Below are 15,795 nucleotides of genomic sequence, written 5' to 3'. Positions count from 1 at the left end.
CACTGACTGAATTTCCAGTCAGGATGCCGGGGTGCAGCTATCGTGGGACCTGACTGAAAGCTCAGTCAAGGGGTGTCCGACGGAAAGGTGCGAGCGAGAGTGGCCGATCGCCAAGCGTTGATCCTGGAAGCAGCAGTCCGCGTCATCGCCCGCACCGGCGTCAGAGGCCTGCGGGTCGAGGAACTGGCGGCCGAGGCGGGCGTCTCCACCGCGCTGATCTACTACCACTTCAAGGACCGGGCGGGCCTGATCCGGCGCACCCTGGCCTTCATCAGCGACCGGGCCACCGACTACACCGACGCGGCGCTCGCGGACACCGACCACGCCCGGGCCACGCTGCTCCAGCTGCTGATGGGCGAGCTCCAGGACACCGAGCGGGTCCGCGAGAACAGCATCGCCTGGGGCGAGTTGCGGGCCACCGCCATCTTCGACCCCGATCTGCGGGAACCGCTGGCCGAGTCCACCCGCAACTGGACCCGGGACACCGCCGAGGCCATCGCGGACGCCCAGGCGGCCGGCCGGGCCGACCTGCGCGTCTCACCGCTGGACGCCGCGGAGCGGCTCACCGCCCTGGTGGAGGGCCTCAGCGAGCGCTGGCTGAGCGGTTCGCTGACCCTGGACCGGGCCCGCGCGCTGCTGGCGGGCGCGATCGACGCCGAACTCGGGCCGGACGCCGCCTAGTCAGCCCGCTCCCCCGAGAAGGTTCCCGGACACGTCCCCCTGGGCGGTGGCGGGGGCGAGCGCGGCGGCGACCGCGAAGAGGCGGGCGCAGCGCCGGGCCATGGCGTCCGGGGACTGGTCGGGATGCTTGATCCACCAGCGGACGAGGGTCGCGACCAGGCCCTGCCAGACGTGGTTGAGCGCATCGGCGTCGAGCGGGTCTTCGTGTCCGGCGGCAGCCAGCAGCCCGGCGGTGCCGTCGGCGGCCAGCCGGTTCACGGCCGCCCGGTACTCGGCGGCCCGCCGGGCCGCCTCGCTGTCGGGCGGCAGGGAGGTCTCGTACACCAGGAACCAGGCCTCGCGCCGGCCTTCGAGGGCGGTGAAGATCGCGCGCAGCACCAGCAGCGGCGTACCGGCCGCGGCAGGCGGGGCGGCGGCGGGCGAGGCGGCGGCGGACGGGCCGGCGGCGGACGGGGCCGCGGCGCCTTCGGCGACGGCCGCGCGGATGACGGCCACGAGCCGGTCGCCGACGGGGGTGAGGCAGGCGAGGTAGAGGTCCTGCTTGGCCCCGAAGTACTGGTGCAGCAGCGTCTTGGTCACGCCGACGCGCGCGGCGACGGCGGGCAGCGACGCGGCGGCGTACCCGCGGCTGCCGAACTCCTCGGTGGCGGCGGCGAGGATCTGCTCCTCGCGGCGGGCCCGCGGGACGCCCTTGGTGCCCGCTCTGGAGGGTGGGGTTGCCATGCACCGATATTATCAGTAGGTAATTTACCTCCAGGTAAGTTCTCTCGACGATGGAGTGCCCCATGACCGGCGCCACTCGAACGACGACGCCCCGCCCCGCCCGCACCCGCTCCTGGTGGGGCTGGGGCTGGGCCGACGCCCACCCCGACGACGCCGAGTGCGTGGCCATGGGCGCGCTGCTGCCCGGCACCCTCGCCCGGCCGCTGCCGGTGCCCCGGACGGCCGACCTGCGCATCGGCCGCCCCGCCGTGGAGGCCCCGCGCAGCCTGGCCCGTACGGTCACCGACGACCCGGCGGTCCGCGCCGCGCACTCGATGGGCAAGGCCTACCGCGACGTGGTCCGCGCCCTGCGCGGCCGGCCCGGCCGGATCCCTGACCTGGTCGCCCACCCCGCCGACGACCGGGAGGTCGCCGACCTGCTGGAGTGGGCCGGCGAACACGGGGTCGCGGTGGTGCCCTTCGGCGGCGGCTCGTCCGTCTCGGGCGGTGTGGAGTACCGCGGCGACGCGCACCGGGCCGTGCTGTCCCTTGACCTGACGGCGATGGACCGGGTCCTGGAGGTCGACGCGGCGGGCCGGGCCGCCCGGATCCAGGCCGGAGCCCTCGGCCCGGCCCTGGAGGACCAGCTGCGGCCGCACGGCCTGACGCTGCGGCACTTCCCGCAGAGCTTCGAGTTCTCCACCCTCGGCGGCTGGCTGGCGACCCGCGCCGGCGGCCATTACGCCACGGGCCGCACCCACATCGACGACTTCGTCCAGTCCCTGCAGGTGGTCACCCCGGCCGGTGCCGGAACCTCCTGGCGGCTGCCCGCCTCCGGCGCGGGCCCCTCCCCCGACCGCCTCTTCCTCGGCTCCGAGGGCGCTCTCGGGGTCATCACCGAGGCGTGGATGCGCGTACAGGAACGGCCCCGCCACAAGGCCTCCGCCGCGGTCTCCTTCGCCTCCTTCGGAGCCGCGCTGGAGGCGGTGCGCGCGATCGCCGGATCCGATCTCGCCCCCGCGAACTGCCGCCTCCTGGACGCCGGGGAGGCCGCGCTCGCCGGCGCCTCCCGGGACGGCTCGGCGGTACTGGTCCTCGGCTTCGAGTCGTCCGACTCCCCGGTGGAGGCGCGCCTGGCCCAGGCCGTCGACCTGGCCCGCGCCCACGGCGGGCGCGAGGACGGATCCCGCGACGGCGGCCCGGGCAACGGCGGCGGGCCGGGCGGCGCGCCGGGCGCGGTGGACGCCTGGCGTTCGGCGTTCCTGCGCATGCCGTACCTGCGTGACGGCCTGGCCCGGATGGGCGCCATCGCCGAGACCTTCGAGACGGCCGCCACCTGGGACCGCGTCCCGGCGCTGGTAGACGCCGTACGCACCGAGGTCGGCGCGGCCGCGCTCAAGGCCACGGGCCACCCGGCGACCGTCAACTGCCGCCTCACGCACGTCTACCCGGACGGCGCCGCCCCGTACTTCACCGTCCTCGCGGCGGGCCGCCCGGGCGACGAGGTCGCGGTGTGGGACCACCTCAAGGAGGTCGCGGGCGAGGTGCTGCACCGCCACCGCGCCACGATCACCCACCACCACGCCGTCGGCCGCGACCACCGCCCCGGCTACGACCGCCAGCGCCCCGACCCCTTCGCCCTGGCCCTGCGCGCGGCGAAGGGCGCGCTCGACCCCCACGGCATCCTCAACCCCGGTGTCCTGATCGACTGACCGCGCGTGACGGCCCCCGGCCCTCTCGGGGAGGGCCGGGGGCCGTCACGTACCGCCGTACTGCGACCGTCCGAATGAACAGACGAACAGACGGTCAGACGGTCAGGTGCTCAGACAGTCAAATGCTCAGACGGTCAGCGGGCGGATCGCGGTCGGCGCGTGGCCCGGCTCGGTCGCCAGCTCCTCGAACTCGGTGACGTCGCTCATGTCGACCGTCTTGCTCATCGCGATGTTGGTGATGCGCTCCAGGATCGCCTCGACCACGACCGGGACCTGGAACTCCTGGGCCAGCTTCTTGGCCTCCTCGAAGGCCTCGCCCAGCTTGTCCGGGTCGGTGACGCGGATGGCCTTGACGCCCAGGCCCTCGGCGACCTTGACGTGGTCGACACCGTAGACGCCCAGTTCGGGGGTGTTGATGTTCTCGAACTCCAGGTTGACCTCGAAGTTGATGCCGAGGCCGCCCTGCGCCTGACGGATCAGGCCGAGGTAGGCGTTGTTCACGAGGACGTGGACGTAGGGGACCTTGTGCTGGGCGGCGACCGCCAGCTCCTCGATCATGAACTGGAAGTCGTAGTCGCCGGACAGCGCGACGATCGGGGTCTCCGGCTCCGCGGTGGCGGCGCCGATCGCGGCCGGGATGGTCCAGCCGAGCGGACCGGCCTGACCGCAGTTGATCCAGTTGCGCGGCCGGTAGACGTGCAGGAACTGCGCGGCCGCGATCTGGGAGAGGCCGATGGTGGTGACGTAGCGGGTCTCCGGGCCGAACGCCTTGTTCATCTCCTCGTAGACGCGCTGCGGCTTCAGGGGGATGTCGTCGAAGTGCGTACGGCGCTGGAGGCTGCCCTTGCGCTCCTGGGCGGAGGCGGCCCAGGCGCTGAAGTCGGGGAGCTTGCCCTCGGCCTTCAGCTCCTTGGCGATCTCGATGAAGAGCTCCAGCGCGGCCTTGGCGTCGGAGGCGATGCCGAAGTCCGGGGCGAAGATCTTGCCGAGCTGCGTGGGCTCGATGTCGACGTGGACGAACGTACGGCCCTTGGTGTAGGCGTCCAGGTTGTAACCGGTGTGGCGGTTGGCCCAGCGGTTGCCGATGCCGAAGACGAAGTCCGACTCCAGGAACGTCGCGTTGCCGTAGCGGTGGGCGGTCTGCACACCGACCATGCCGGCGGCGAGCTCGTGGTCGTCCGGGATGGTGCCCCAGCCCATGAGGGTGGAGATGACGGGGACGCCCACCAGCTCGGCGAACTCGACCAGCAGGTCGCTGGCGTCGGCGTTGATGATGCCGCCGCCGGCGACGATCAGCGGGCGCTGCGACTCCAGCAGGAACCCCAGGGCCTTGGCGGCCTGGGCGCGGGTGGCCCGCGGCTTGTAGACCGGCAGCGGAGCGTAGGTCTCCGGGTCGAACTCGATCTCGGTCAGCTGGACGTCGATCGGGAGGTCGATGAGGACCGGGCCGGGGCGGCCGGAACGCATCAGGTGGAAGGCCTCCTGGAACACGCCGGGAACCTGGGCGGCCTCCAGGACGGTCGTGGCCTTCTTGGTGACCGGCCCCGCGATCGAGGCGATGTCGACGGCCTGGAAGTCCTCCTTGTGGAGCTTCGAGACCGGGGCCTGACCGGTGATGCACAGGATCGGGATCGAGTCCGCGATCGCCGAGTACAGGCCGGTGATCATGTCGGTGCCGGCGGGGCCGGAGGTACCGATGCAGACGCCGATGTTGCCCGCCTTGGCACGCGTGTAGCCCTCGGCCATGTGGGAAGCGCCCTCGACGTGGCGGGCCAGCGTGTGACCGATGCCGCCGACGTTCTTGAGCTCTCGGTAGAACGGGTTGATCGCCGCGCCGGGCACGCCGAAGGCTTGCGAAACGCCCTCGATCTTGAGGATCTCCACTGCAGCGGCGGCGGCTGTCATACGGGGCATCGAGTTCTCCTGCGGGTCCGACGGTCAGGCTTTTCCGTAATGCGGAAGTATTGTTCTGCTATACGGAACAAGCTAAAGGGCGGCTCCACGCACGTCAAGGCGCTCCGAGACCCCGGAACCCACCAAAAGCCGCGTCCCGTTCGGTGACTTGTACGAACGACCAGGCACCCGGGGGAGAATCCGGGCCGTCCGCGCCCGGGGCGGTCGCCGGTGGTGGAGCATGGACCCACGCACAGCGACGGAGGGGGTCCAGGGCTCATGGCGGAAGCGGTACCGGTGCGCTGCCCGGCGTGCCTGCGCGAGAACGGCTACACCGTTCCGGTCTTCCCGTGCGCCTGCGGGAGCCCGGTCGTACCGCCGCTGGATCTGGCGGCGGAGCCGCTGCCGCTGACCCGCCGCACCTGGTCAGAGACGTGGGTGACGGTGCGGTGCGGGGCCTGCGGGCGGGAGGGCGAGTGGCCGCACCCCGAGGTGGGATGCGCCTCGTGCGGGACGGTGGTACGGATTCCGGTGCACCCCCTTACCGCGGAACCCGGCGCCGGATCCCCCGGCCACCCGACGCCCCGACCCCGCCCGGCCCCGGCGCACCCCGCCCCCGACGCCGACGCCTCCGGGCCCGGCCCCGGTCAGGGTCGGAGCCAGGGACGGGGGGCGGCCGTCGGCGGGGCGGGGGCCGGGGCGGGCCCGGGTCACGCGTCCTCGCCGGCTGCCAGGCGACCGGCGTTCCGGCCGCTGACCATCCGTACCGCCCGCGACGCGGTGACCACGGCCGCGCTGTACCTGCGCTGGCTCGGCTTCCAGGACGTGCGCCAGCCCGACGGGCGGCCGGTCCCCTCGGCGGCGGTGGACCTGCGGGCGCCCGGGCTGGTGGCGCAGGTCGACCCGACGACCGCGCCGGCCGGGCTGCGGGCGGTGGAGTGCGTCTGGCTGAACGGGCTGACGTCCTGCGCGACCAGCGTGTACTTCGCGCTCGCCGGATACACCGACGAGGCCCGGATCCGCGCCGATGACCTGGGGATACCGCTGTTCGTCATGGATCTGACCGGTATGCCGCAGCCGGTCAACGACCCGGCGGACGAGCTGCTCGGGACGGGGGCCTAGGCTCGGAGGTGTCATCCGTCGCGGGATCCGCCGCCGGCCGCCTGTCCGGCGTTTCGGTGCGGCCCCGCGATCAGTCCGTCCCTGCCGAGGAGAGCCTCTTGAGCCTGTACGACATTCCGCTGACCACGCTGTCCGACGAGCCCACCAGCCTCGCCCCGTACAAGGGCAAGGCGGTCCTGGTGGTCAACACCGCCTCGCAGTGCGGTCTCACCCCGCAGTACTCCGGGCTCGCCCGGCTGCAGTCCGCGTACGAGGAGAAGGGCTTCACCGTCCTCGGCGTGCCCTGCAACCAGTTCGGCGGCCAGGAGCCGGGCACCGCGGACGACATCCAGACGTTCTGCGCGACCGGCTTCGGCGTCACCTTCCCGATGCTGGAGAAGACCGAGGTCAACGGCGAGCACCGGCACCCGCTCTACCAGGAGCTGGTGAAGACCGCGGACGCCGACGGCGAGGCCGGGGACATCCAGTGGAACTTCGAGAAGTTCCTGATCTCGCCCTCCGGCGAGGTCGTCGGCCGGTTCCGCCCGCGCACCGAGCCCGAGGCCCCCGAGCTCATCGCCGCGATCGAGGCGCAGCTGCCGGCGTAACACGGTACGGGCGCGGGGCCCGGGATCCGCAGCGATCCCGGCCCCAGAGCCCGGCCCCGCGGCTCAGCCCAGGTCGGCCTCGTCGTACTCCGCCGCGGAGCCGGCCGCGGTGAGTTCCCGCAGCTCCACCCGGCGGATCTTGCCGGACACCGTCTTCGGCAGCTCGCCGAACTCGATGCGCCGGATCCGCTTGTACGGGGAGAGGACCGCGCGGGAGTGCTCGAACAGCGCTCGCGCGGTCTCCCGTCCGGGCTCCCAGCCGGCGGCGAGGGTGACGTACGCCTTCGGTACGGCGAGCCGCAGCGCGTCCGGCGCGGGGACGACGGCCGCCTCGGCGACGGCCTCGTGCTCCAGCAGGGCGCTCTCCAGCTCGAACGGGGAGATCTTGTAGTCGGAGGCCTTGAAGACGTCGTCGGAGCGCCCGACGTAGGTGAAGTAGCCGTCGCCGTCGCGCGAGGCGACGTCCCCGGTGCGGTACAGCCCGTCCGCCATGGCCTCGGCCGTGCGCGCGGGGTCGTCGCGGTAGCCCGTCATCACCCCGGCGGGCCGGGTGCGCAGGTCCACGCAGAGCTCGCCCTCGTCCGGGGACTCCTTGCCAGTCACCGGGTCGAGCAGGACGATCTCGTACCCGGGCGCGGGACGGCCCATCGAGCCGGGCTTGACGGGGGCGCCGGGGAAGTTGCCGATCTGCAGGGTGGTCTCGGTCTGGCCGAAGCCGTCGCGGATGGTGATCCCCCAGGCCTGCCGGACCTTCTCGATGACCTCCGGGTTGAGCGGCTCCCCGGCGGCGACGGCCTCGCGCGGCGGGGTGCGCAGCGCGGTGAGGTCGGACTGGATCAGCATCCGCCACACGGTGGGCGGCGCGCAGAAGGTGGTGACGCCGCCCCGGTCCATCTCGGCCATCAGGCGCTGGGCGTCGAAGCGGGTGTAGTTGTGGACGAAGACGGTGGCGCCCGCGTTCCACGGGGCGAAGAGGTTGGACCAGGCGTGCTTGGCCCAGCCGGGCGAGGCGATGTTGAGGTGGACGTCGCCGGGGCGCAGCCCGAGCCAGTACATGGTGGACAGGTGCCCGATCGGGTACGAGGCGTGGGTGTGCTCGACCAGCTTGGGCCGGTCGGTGGTGCCCGACGTGAAGTACAGCATCAGGGGGTCGGTGGCGAGGGTCTCGCCGTCCGGGCGGAACGTCCCGTCGGCGCCGTACATGTCCTCCAGCCGACGCCAGCCGGTGGGCGGCCGGGGGCCGGCGGCGATCCGGGTGTAGCCGCCGGGCACCTCGTCGAACTTCCCGGTGTCCTCGGCGCGGGCGATGACGTGGCGGACGTGCCCGCGCTCGACGCGGTCGCGCAGGTCGGCCGGGCCGAGCAGCGGGGTGGCGGGGATGACGACGGCGCGCAGCTTCATCGCGCCGAGCATGACCTCCCACAGTTCGCGCTGGTTGCCGAGCATGACCAGGATCCGGTCACCGGCCTCGACGCCCTGGGCGCGCAGCCAGTTGGCGGCGGCCGCCGACCGTACGCTCATCTCGCCGAAGGAGACGCCCCGGCTGGTGCCGTCCTCCTCGACGATGCGCAGCGCGTCGGCCGCGTTCCCCTCGGCGATGCGGTCGAACCAGTCGAGTGCCCAGTTGAAGCGCTCGGGGCGGGGCCAGGTGAATCCGGCGCGGGCGGCCTCGTGGTCTCCGCGGCGTTCCAGCAGGAAGTCCCGTGCGGCCAGGAACTGTTCGGTGGCGCTGTTCTCGGTCATGGAAGGCATCGTGCCGGGTGGGGTGCGCGGATCACCAGAGCGACGTCAGCCGTGGATTGACCCGAAGCGCACGGACCACCGCCCGGAAGGGGTCTTCGGGTCCTCCTCCATGGCGGCGAGGAGCAGCTCCCCCTCGGCGACGATCTCCTCCTTGGCCTGCTTGGCCGCCTTGGCCGCCTTCGACGCCGGGGCGAACAGTTCTACGGTGAGCACCCCCGCCTCGGCCTTCCACAACCCGGCGAGGAATCCGTCGAGGAGGAGCGTGCGGTACGCCTGGTTGCCGGCCCAGTTGCGGCCCTTGGCCTCGGGGGTGATCACGCGGGTGCGGTCGGCGTGCGAGAGCAGCAGGTTGTCGAACTCGGGGAGGAAGCGCGGCGGGGCGGGAACGTCGAGGTCCGGCCTGGGCGCGTCGGGGAGGTCGAAGAGCTCGGCGCCGTTCTCGTCCCGGAACACGACGAGCCGGGGCCGCAGCCGCTCGAAGGCCTCGCGCAGCCGGGTCAGGCCGGCCCAGGTCTGCATGTCCTTGACGGAGGCGGGCCCGAAGGCTCCGAGGTAGCGCAGCACGACGTCATCGACGGCCGCCGCCGCCCCGGCGGGCCCGTCGGCGGCGGCGTACGCGGCCGCGTCGGCGGCCCTCCCGCTCCCCAGCCAGTTCTCCAGCGTCGTCAGCCGTACCTGCCCGCTGCGCCCCCACACCCCGCGCGGGGTCACCTGGACGAGCGGCAGCCGGCAGCGCGCGGCGACGGCCAGGGACTGCGGATCGGCGCCGGGCCACTGCGTGAGCAGCTCCTCGCGGATCTCCCCCATGGTGCGCGGCGGCCCGGCCTCGACGAAGGCCCGGGCGCGCTCCGTCAGGCGCTCCAGGTCGACCCCGACGAGCCCCTTGCGGAAGTGGCCGACCTCGCGGTCGCGGGCGGGCTGGACGAGCGGCCGCAGGGTGAGCGCGTCGTGCGCGGTGTGCGTGTGGATGGTGGAGCGCATGGTGACCATCCGGACCACCTCGCGGGACTCCATCAGCCCGGCCAGCTCGGCGGGCCGGAATCCGGCGAGGCGGGCGTGCAGCTGGTAGTAGGGCGGCTTCACGTTCTGCGCCTGCAGCCCGAGGAGGTGCCCGACGGCGTCCCGGGCGGACATCCCGGCACGGCCCAGCAGGAGCTGCCGGGCGAGCGTGGCGCGGTTCAGCGAACGGGTGCCGATGAAGGGGTGCGTCGTCCTGGAAGCCATGCCCGCAACCTAACGCCCACCACAAACCCCACCCACCTCCCTGCCCCACCCCTTTCTCCCGATATATCCTTCCCTGGCCCGTAATAATTGACCACCCGGGAGCTGACCTGCGATGCCGGAGCGTCCAGACCGCCGCCCCTCCCCGTCCGGGAAGCGCCCCGGCTGGCGCCGCCCCGCCTCCTCGTCCGGCACGCCCGCCACTCCCCCACCCCCGGCCGCGCGGCCGGCGGCGGCCCCGGCGCCCACTCCCCCGGACCACCGCAGCGTGATCGACTCCGCCGTCTACCGCGACGGCCGCCGGGTCGCCTCCCCCGCCACCCTCGCCGAGACCTTCCGCCGGCTGCGCGAAGAGCCCGACGGCATGGCCTGGATCGGCCTGCACCGCCCGACCGAGACGGAACTCCACTCCCTCGCCGACGAGTTCAACCTCCACCCGCTCTCGATCGAAGACGCCCTGGAGGCCCACCAGCGCCCCAAGCTGGAACGCTACGGAGACACCCTCTTCGTCGTCCTGCGCGCCGCCCGCTACCTCGACGCCCCGGAGGAGGTCGATTTCGGGGAGCTCCACATCTTCGTCGGCCCCGACTTCCTCATCACCGTCCGCCACGGCGCCGCCCCCGACCTCTCCGCGGTCCGCCGCCGCATGGAGGCGGCCCCGGAACTCCTCTCCCTCGGCCCGGAAGCCGCCCTGTACGCGATCCTCGACGCGGTGGTCGACGGCTACGCCCCGGTGGTCGAGGGCGTCCAGAACGACATGGACGAGATCGAGACGGAGGTCTTCCGCGGCGACCCGGAGGTATCGCGCCGCATCTACGAACTCTCCCGCGAAATGGTCGAGTTCCAGCGCGCCACCCGCCCCCTGGTCGGCATGCTCCACAACCTGATGGCGGGGTTCGCCAAGTACGGCACGGAGGAGGAACTCCAGCGCTACCTCCGCGACGTCGCCGACCACGTCACCCACACCAGCGAACGCGTCGACGGCTTCCGCCAGGCCCTGACGGAAATCCTGACGGTCAACGCCACCCTGGTCTCCCAGCAACAGAACGCCGAGATGCGCGCCCTCGCCGAAGCCGGCTTCGAACAGAACGAAGAGATCAAGAAGATCTCCTCCTGGGCCGCCATCCTCTTCGCCCCGACCCTCGTCGGCACCATCTACGGCATGAACTTCGAGACCATGCCCGAACTCCAGTGGACAGCGGGCTACCCCTTCGCAATCCTCCTGATGGCCGTGGTCTGCGTCAGCCTCTACATCATCTTCAAGAAACGCGACTGGCTGTAGACGGCACATCACGACGATTGATCCACTTAGCCATCACGAATGACAAGAGGTAGCCCGCAGGCCCCCTGGGGAGAATCCGCAGCCTGCCCATGCCGGGCGCTGATGTCAGCTCACCCGGCCGAGCGGGATGGGCGACGGATGCCCATGTGATGGTCTGGGCCTCGCTGTCGGCGGCGACGTCAACGAGGTGAACGTTGTCAACGTGGAGCGGAGCATGGCCCGGTCGTACGCGCCGCAGAAGACGTTGAGCATCGTCGGAGTCCGCCTCATCCCGCATACGAGATCGTCAGGCGCTGGACACCCCAGGGGTATTGCACTGCTGCATCGCCGCGCACGGCCCGGATGGTCTCGCGGACGCGGTGGTGGAGGGCCGCCAGTGAGGTTGAACGGCTCGACGTCGCGCAGGGTCTTGGTGAGCTCGTCGATCAGCGCGTCGCGTTCGCGCTGCGGGATGCGCGCAGCCAGCTCGTCTGTGATCTGGTCCAGGGTGATGTGGAACCAGGGGTCCTGGACATGACTCAGGGGGAAATTCCGGAGCGCGTCTCGGGCACCTTGGACGAGTGCCGCGAGTTCCGGTTGACGGGAAAGATCAACAGTGATGTGGGCGTGGAGCAGGGACGGGGAACTCTCCCGGTCCCACTCCTCCTGGCCCCTGCGAAACGTAAACGGCTTCGTGGTCGTCAACGTACAGATTCACAACGCATCACCGCCCGGAGAACAGCAAGTTGGTCAGGCAACGTCGGGTCGACTTGCCCCGGCACGGGTCACTTGTCGACTCTGCGCGCCGAGTCCGTGGGCCCGGGAACTCTCTCACTCCGTCGTCGGCGTCTGCGGATACCTGCCGGGTGAGGCGTTTCACCAGCTCGGAGTCGATGCCGCTGTCAGGCTCGGTAACGCGGGCCCGAACAGGCCGTAGGGACCCTAGGTCCGGAGCCTCGCCGTGGGTGGGGCGAGGCGAGCGAGTACGGGTTGCGGGCGATCGGGGAACATCCGATCCTCGCTGACCATGGACCTGCCTAGGGCCTCCTGGGAGCAGTGCGACATGGCCCACAACCAGAGGCACACACGCCCGTGTAGGTGCGTGTCCTTCCCACAGCGTCGGTGGCATACGGAGGATGACCAAGTGGTCGCCGTAGGTACGTGACCTATGGCAAGCTCATCCTCCTTGCGGAGAGGAACGTCCGATGACCCATTACCAATGCGGATCGTGCTCGTATGAGAGCGACCAGCTCGGCGAGGCTGAACAGCACTCGCGCCAGACGGGCCACGTTTGCATCGGCAAGGACGGTGCCGGGCCAGCCAGAGGTAGGTTTGGCAAAGCCGGGGTCGCGGTTAAGGCCGGCGCCGGCGTTCTGGCCGCCACCACCATCGGGGTCCTCGCCTGGAAGTACAAGACGCTTCAGGAAGAGCACGAGGAACTCCAGACGAAGCACGAGGGACTCCTGTCCATGGCTGCCGGACTGGCCGTGCAGTTGGCAGAGTCGATGGCGGAGAACGACTACCTGAAGTCGGCCACCGGTGCCGCGAAGACGCTCAAGAGCTACGACAGCTGAGTGGGAACGTTCCGCGGGTAGTGCCACTGGTGGACGGGTTCGGACCGCATCCCGGAGAGCGCCGAGGTCACCACGGCACAGGCGGTCAGCATGCTGCCCACGGCGGTGCGCAGGTCGTTGGCAGCCACCGGCGCGGTCCACGGGACTGGCTTGTCGTCCCCGTAGCGGGGGGATGCTCGGGGCGTCGCATGCCCAGGCGCCGGCGAAGCCCACGCCCTCGGCGACTTCCAGGAGGGCGTGGATCAGGTGCGGCTTGGCCGTATCCGTGATCTTCCGGAAGCCCGCGAGGCTCACCAGATACCCCCGGGCCAGCGGGCGCAGCGGATCACCGAGCCGGTCTGGGTACCGGGAGATCTGGTTGGCGGTGATCTTCGGCAGCGGCTCCGCCCGCTCCCGCGGCTCCTCGCACAGCCCCTGGAGGCGGGGGACGTCGGCGATACGCGCCACCGGCCCCTTCGCCCGGGCCGCCTCGTGGGCCCGGCGGGCCTCCACCACCTCGGCGAGGCGCGGACCGACCGCTTCTACCAGGTACGGGCACGTCGCCAGAAGCGGCTGCAGCAGCTGGTCCGGCACGAGCGGCACGGCGTTCTCCCCGCGGGGCTTCGCGCCGACCACCGCCGCAGCGGTACGTCCGTTCCACGGGACGAACCCCGCCGGGTAGGCGTCGGTGGACAACAGCTCGGCGTACAGGGCGATCACCTGTACCGTCCGCACGACGATGGTCACGGACTCCGGCTCCAGGCGCCACTGCGGCAGTCCCAGGGACGGCGCGGACCAGAACTGCGCCTCCAGGTGCCGCGCGCACATCTCCTGCGTGACTTGCTCAGTCGGCCGCCGCCCAGCGCCGTAGGGCCTCCACGTCCCTGATGACGATCACCCGCCGCGCCGTTTCGACCAGCCCGACGGCTCGCAGCTGCCCCAACCCGCTGATGACCGCATTGCGTGTGACGCCGATCGCCTGCGCGACCTCTTCCTGGTTCAGCCCCGTCAGCCGAACGGCGTTGCTCTGCGCCATCTGATCGGTGAGCACGGCCAGCCTCAGCAGGGTGCGCGCCAGCCGCACGACCAAGGGCAGGGTCTGCAGTTCGCCCCGGTGGAGGTCCGACTCTCGCATCCTGGCGAGTGCCTGGCGCATCAGATGGATGACCAGTCCGCGCTCCTCGACGAACCGCACGAAGCGCTCGGCGTCCAAGACGACCGCAACACAGGGCGTCAACGCGACGACGTCTGCCGTGCGTGAAGTTCCGTTGAAGACCGAGACCTCGCCGAGCAGGCCCCCGGCCCTCGGAACGCGAGCCAGGTCTTGGCACCGCTCGGCTCTCGGCACACCACTTTGGCCAACCCGGAGGTGAGGGCAAGGAGGTGCGTCCCTGGAGAACCCTGCCGCAGCATCACGCTGCGCTCCGGAAACATCCTGGTCACGCCTTACTCCGGTGTGGTGGGCAACATCGGAGTAAGGGTGATGTTGACCGGAACTGGTCGCGTCCCTTCACCGCCACGCCTTCCCGCGACGGCCGCGCGCCTACGACCACTGCCGCGGGCACACCGCCCTCATAGGCGAACCACCCGCCTGCCGCGTCCCCGGCCTCACGGGGCAGTACACGTCGTCGCGGGCGGGACGTTGTGGTTGGAGCGGAACAGGTTGGCCGGGTCGTACGTCGCCTTGACCCGGGCGAGCCGGTCCCACGTGGCGCCGGGGTAGACCGCTTCCCACATCTGGTCCTGCCCCACGTCCATGATGAAGTTGACGTAGGCGCCGGAGTCGGACTGCCGGATGGCGGCCGTGAACTCCTCGACCCACTTCTCGTGCAGGTCGGCCTCGGCCGGGTCGGCGTAGACGGCGGACAGGTGGGCCATGATCCTGCTCTGCCGGTGGGCGAAGGCCGTGGCATCGGAGGGGATCCGTGCCAGCGCCCCGCCCAGCACCCGCAGTTGTGCCCCGGCGACCATCGCGGTGGAGGCGGTGACCCGCTCCAGGATGGTTTCGGCGGTCGCGCGGTCGACGCGGTCGACGAACAAGTTGCGCGCCACGGAGATGGGGTGCTCCAAGGGGTCCCCCGGCGGGAACATCCCGGCGTACGGCATGGCCTTCACCATGTCGGCCAGCGGCGGGGCGATCGCCCGGAACCGGCCGATGACCTCCTCGCCCGCCGCCTCGGGACCGGCGTAGCACATCATCGCGAGGATGATCGGCTTGCCGTGGTACTCCTCGGGCACGAACGGGAACGGGGGCGCCGTCCACACGTTCACGATCGTGGAGAGCTCCTCGGGGGCGGCCTCGGCCTCGGCGATGAAGGCCTCAAGGATCGCGGGGGTCACCGGGAGCACCAGCATTCCGCCGTACACGCCGTCGAGCTCGTGCAACCGGAACTTGAAGCGGGTCGCCACCCCGAAGTTGCCGCCCCCGCCGCGGATCGCCCAGAACAGGTCGGGGTGGTGGTCCTCGTCCACCAGCAGCAGCTCGCCGTCGGCCGTGACGATCTCCGCGGCCAGCAGGTCGTCGATGGCCATGCCGTGCTTGCGGGCCAGGTATCCGATGCCGCCGCCCAGGGTGATGCCCCCGACCCCGACCAGGGTGCCGTCCCCGAATCCGGTCGCGAGCCCGTGCCGCGCGGCGGCCTCGGTGTACTCGCCGGCGGTGATGCCGGTCTCGGCCCACGCCGTACGGGCTTCGACGTCGATCTCCAGCGCCTTCATGCCGGCCAGGTCGAGGACGATGCCTCCTTCGCAGACGCCGTGCCCGGCCGGGCTGTGTCCACCGCTGCGGACGGCCAGCCGGAGTCCGCTCTCCCGGGCCAGTGCCACGACGTGCGCCACCTGCTCGGCGTCGCCGGGGCGCAGGATGACGGCGGGCCGTCGGTCGATGTCGCCCGCGTACACGGTGCGCGCTGCTTCGTACTCGGCATCACCGGGTCCGATGACCTGTCCGTACTGCTCGTCGGTGAGTTCCCCGATAGCCATAGGGGTGCGGCCGAGAGGTGCTGTCACAGAGCGACTCCTTGATTTCTCGAATAGTGATCTTGAAGACGCTCGGACCGTGCCACCCGAGCCTTGCCCTGTCAAACTCCCGGCGAAGTACCCGATCACATTTGGCCAAGGCGTGGGATTTTCCGCGGAATTCGCGGGAGAACCGCGCGCGCCGTAAGGGAGGGCATTGGAAACCGATTCGATCCTGACGCCCGCGGCCATCGCAAGTTTCTTCCACTGGCCGTTCTGGAAGGCGACTGTCGATCCTGCCGTCCTGTCCGTTCCCCTCGGGCTTCGCCCGCGCCCGGGCTGCCGGGGCGGGGCGTTCCCGC

Annotated in this window: 13 protein-coding genes and 1 pseudogene; 6 read left to right on the top strand and 8 right to left on the bottom strand. The window is 71.4% G+C overall.

Features of this window, described 5'->3' with window-relative positions; genetic code table 11:
- The first annotated feature begins 99 nt into the window (after positions 1-99).
- Positions 100-681: a TetR/AcrR family transcriptional regulator gene (locus tag IE248_RS07285; protein ID WP_037795082.1), complete on the top strand. Its 582-nt coding sequence runs from the start codon at positions 100-102 to the stop codon at positions 679-681.
- On the opposite strand, the gene IE248_RS07280 is transcribed toward IE248_RS07285, so the two are convergent.
- Positions 682-1,404 (bottom strand): TetR/AcrR family transcriptional regulator, encoded by a 723-nt coding sequence (locus tag IE248_RS07280; protein ID WP_190030218.1) that lies wholly within the window; start codon positions 1,402-1,404, stop codon positions 682-684.
- Positions 1,405-1,466: 62 nt separating this feature from the next.
- Here IE248_RS07280 and IE248_RS07275 point away from each other — a divergent pair, with 62 nt between their 5' ends.
- Entirely contained in the window at positions 1,467-3,095 is a 1,629-nt protein-coding gene (locus IE248_RS07275; RefSeq protein ID WP_190030217.1) for an FAD-binding oxidoreductase, read from the top strand.
- A 126-nt stretch (positions 3,096-3,221) separates the two neighbouring features.
- Here IE248_RS07275 and gcl read toward each other — a convergent pair whose 3' ends face one another.
- Positions 3,222-5,009, bottom strand: a complete 1,788-nt coding sequence (gene gcl / locus IE248_RS07270) for a glyoxylate carboligase (protein WP_079196115.1) — start codon at positions 5,007-5,009, stop codon at positions 3,222-3,224.
- Positions 5,010-5,267: 258 nt separating this feature from the next.
- Between gcl and IE248_RS07265 the strand changes: the two genes are divergently transcribed.
- Both IE248_RS07265 and IE248_RS07260 read left to right on the top strand, forming a co-directional pair.
- The gene (locus IE248_RS07265) at positions 5,268-6,110 is read left to right on the top strand and encodes a hypothetical protein (protein WP_190030216.1); all 843 of its coding nucleotides are present in this window, start codon (positions 5,268-5,270) and stop codon (positions 6,108-6,110) included.
- Between the two features lie 98 nt (positions 6,111-6,208).
- On the top strand, positions 6,209-6,697 hold the full coding sequence (locus tag IE248_RS07260) for a glutathione peroxidase (RefSeq protein WP_190030215.1): 489 nt from the start codon (positions 6,209-6,211) through the stop codon (positions 6,695-6,697).
- Between the two features lie 63 nt (positions 6,698-6,760).
- Here the strand turns inward: IE248_RS07260 and IE248_RS07255 are convergent, their stop codons facing one another.
- Together IE248_RS07255 and IE248_RS07250 are read right to left on the bottom strand one after the other, a co-directional pair.
- Complete coding sequence (locus IE248_RS07255) at positions 6,761-8,440, bottom strand: AMP-binding protein (protein ID WP_073796937.1); 1,680 nt, start codon at positions 8,438-8,440, stop codon at positions 6,761-6,763.
- 45 nt (positions 8,441-8,485) lie between these two features.
- Positions 8,486-9,664, bottom strand: a complete 1,179-nt coding sequence (locus tag IE248_RS07250; RefSeq protein WP_190030214.1) for a winged helix DNA-binding domain-containing protein — start codon at positions 9,662-9,664, stop codon at positions 8,486-8,488.
- Positions 9,665-9,776: 112 nt separating this feature from the next.
- Between IE248_RS07250 and IE248_RS07245 the strand changes: the two genes are divergently transcribed.
- Together IE248_RS07245 and IE248_RS07240 are read left to right on the top strand one after the other, a co-directional pair.
- Positions 9,777-10,943 (top strand): magnesium and cobalt transport protein CorA, encoded by a 1,167-nt coding sequence (locus IE248_RS07245; protein ID WP_190030213.1) that lies wholly within the window; start codon positions 9,777-9,779, stop codon positions 10,941-10,943.
- 1,184 nt (positions 10,944-12,127) lie between these two features.
- A complete protein-coding gene (locus tag IE248_RS07240) occupies positions 12,128-12,496 on the top strand; it encodes a hypothetical protein (RefSeq protein ID WP_190030212.1) in 369 nt (122 codons plus the stop codon).
- On the opposite strand, the gene IE248_RS07235 is transcribed toward IE248_RS07240, so the two are convergent.
- The 4 genes and pseudogenes from IE248_RS07235 to IE248_RS07225 all read right to left on the bottom strand — a co-directional run bounded on the left by IE248_RS07235 (position 12,484) and on the right by IE248_RS07225 (position 15,484).
- On the bottom strand, positions 12,484-12,624 hold the full coding sequence (locus tag IE248_RS07235) for a hypothetical protein (protein WP_190030211.1): 141 nt from the start codon (positions 12,622-12,624) through the stop codon (positions 12,484-12,486). The two genes, IE248_RS07240 and IE248_RS07235, sit on opposite strands and share 13 nt — an antisense overlap.
- 695 nt (positions 12,625-13,319) lie before the next feature.
- On the bottom strand, positions 13,320-13,688 hold the full coding sequence (locus IE248_RS37210; RefSeq protein WP_229895223.1) for a helix-turn-helix domain-containing protein: 369 nt from the start codon (positions 13,686-13,688) through the stop codon (positions 13,320-13,322).
- Positions 13,689-13,712: 24 nt separating this feature from the next.
- A pseudogene (locus IE248_RS38550) lies at positions 13,713-13,888 on the bottom strand (cyclic nucleotide-binding domain-containing protein); the annotation flags it as partial.
- A 195-nt stretch (positions 13,889-14,083) separates the two neighbouring features.
- On the bottom strand, positions 14,084-15,484 hold the full coding sequence (locus IE248_RS07225; RefSeq protein ID WP_229895165.1) for an FAD-binding oxidoreductase: 1,401 nt from the start codon (positions 15,482-15,484) through the stop codon (positions 14,084-14,086).
- Positions 15,485-15,795 lie beyond the last annotated feature (311 nt).

Source organism: Streptomyces goshikiensis, from assembly GCF_014650555.1.
Lineage (GTDB): Bacteria > Actinomycetota > Actinomycetes > Streptomycetales > Streptomycetaceae > Streptomyces > Streptomyces goshikiensis.
This window is presented reverse-complemented; position numbering and strand designations above follow the sequence as displayed.

Coding starts and splice junctions, on each gene's coding strand:
- IE248_RS07250 (WP_190030214.1), bottom strand. CDS start 9,664: ATGGCTTCCAGGACGACGCACCCCTTCATCGGCACCCGTTCGCTGAAC.
- IE248_RS07265 (WP_190030216.1), top strand. CDS start 5,268: ATGGCGGAAGCGGTACCGGTGCGCTGCCCGGCGTGCCTGCGCGAGAAC.
- IE248_RS07280 (WP_190030218.1), bottom strand. CDS start 1,404: ATGGCAACCCCACCCTCCAGAGCGGGCACCAAGGGCGTCCCGCGGGCC.
- IE248_RS07255 (WP_073796937.1), bottom strand. CDS start 8,440: ATGACCGAGAACAGCGCCACCGAACAGTTCCTGGCCGCACGGGACTTC.
- IE248_RS07275 (WP_190030217.1), top strand. CDS start 1,467: ATGACCGGCGCCACTCGAACGACGACGCCCCGCCCCGCCCGCACCCGC.
- IE248_RS07245 (WP_190030213.1), top strand. CDS start 9,777: ATGCCGGAGCGTCCAGACCGCCGCCCCTCCCCGTCCGGGAAGCGCCCC.
- IE248_RS07240 (WP_190030212.1), top strand. CDS start 12,128: ATGACCCATTACCAATGCGGATCGTGCTCGTATGAGAGCGACCAGCTC.
- gcl (WP_079196115.1), bottom strand. CDS start 5,009: ATGCCCCGTATGACAGCCGCCGCCGCTGCAGTGGAGATCCTCAAGATC.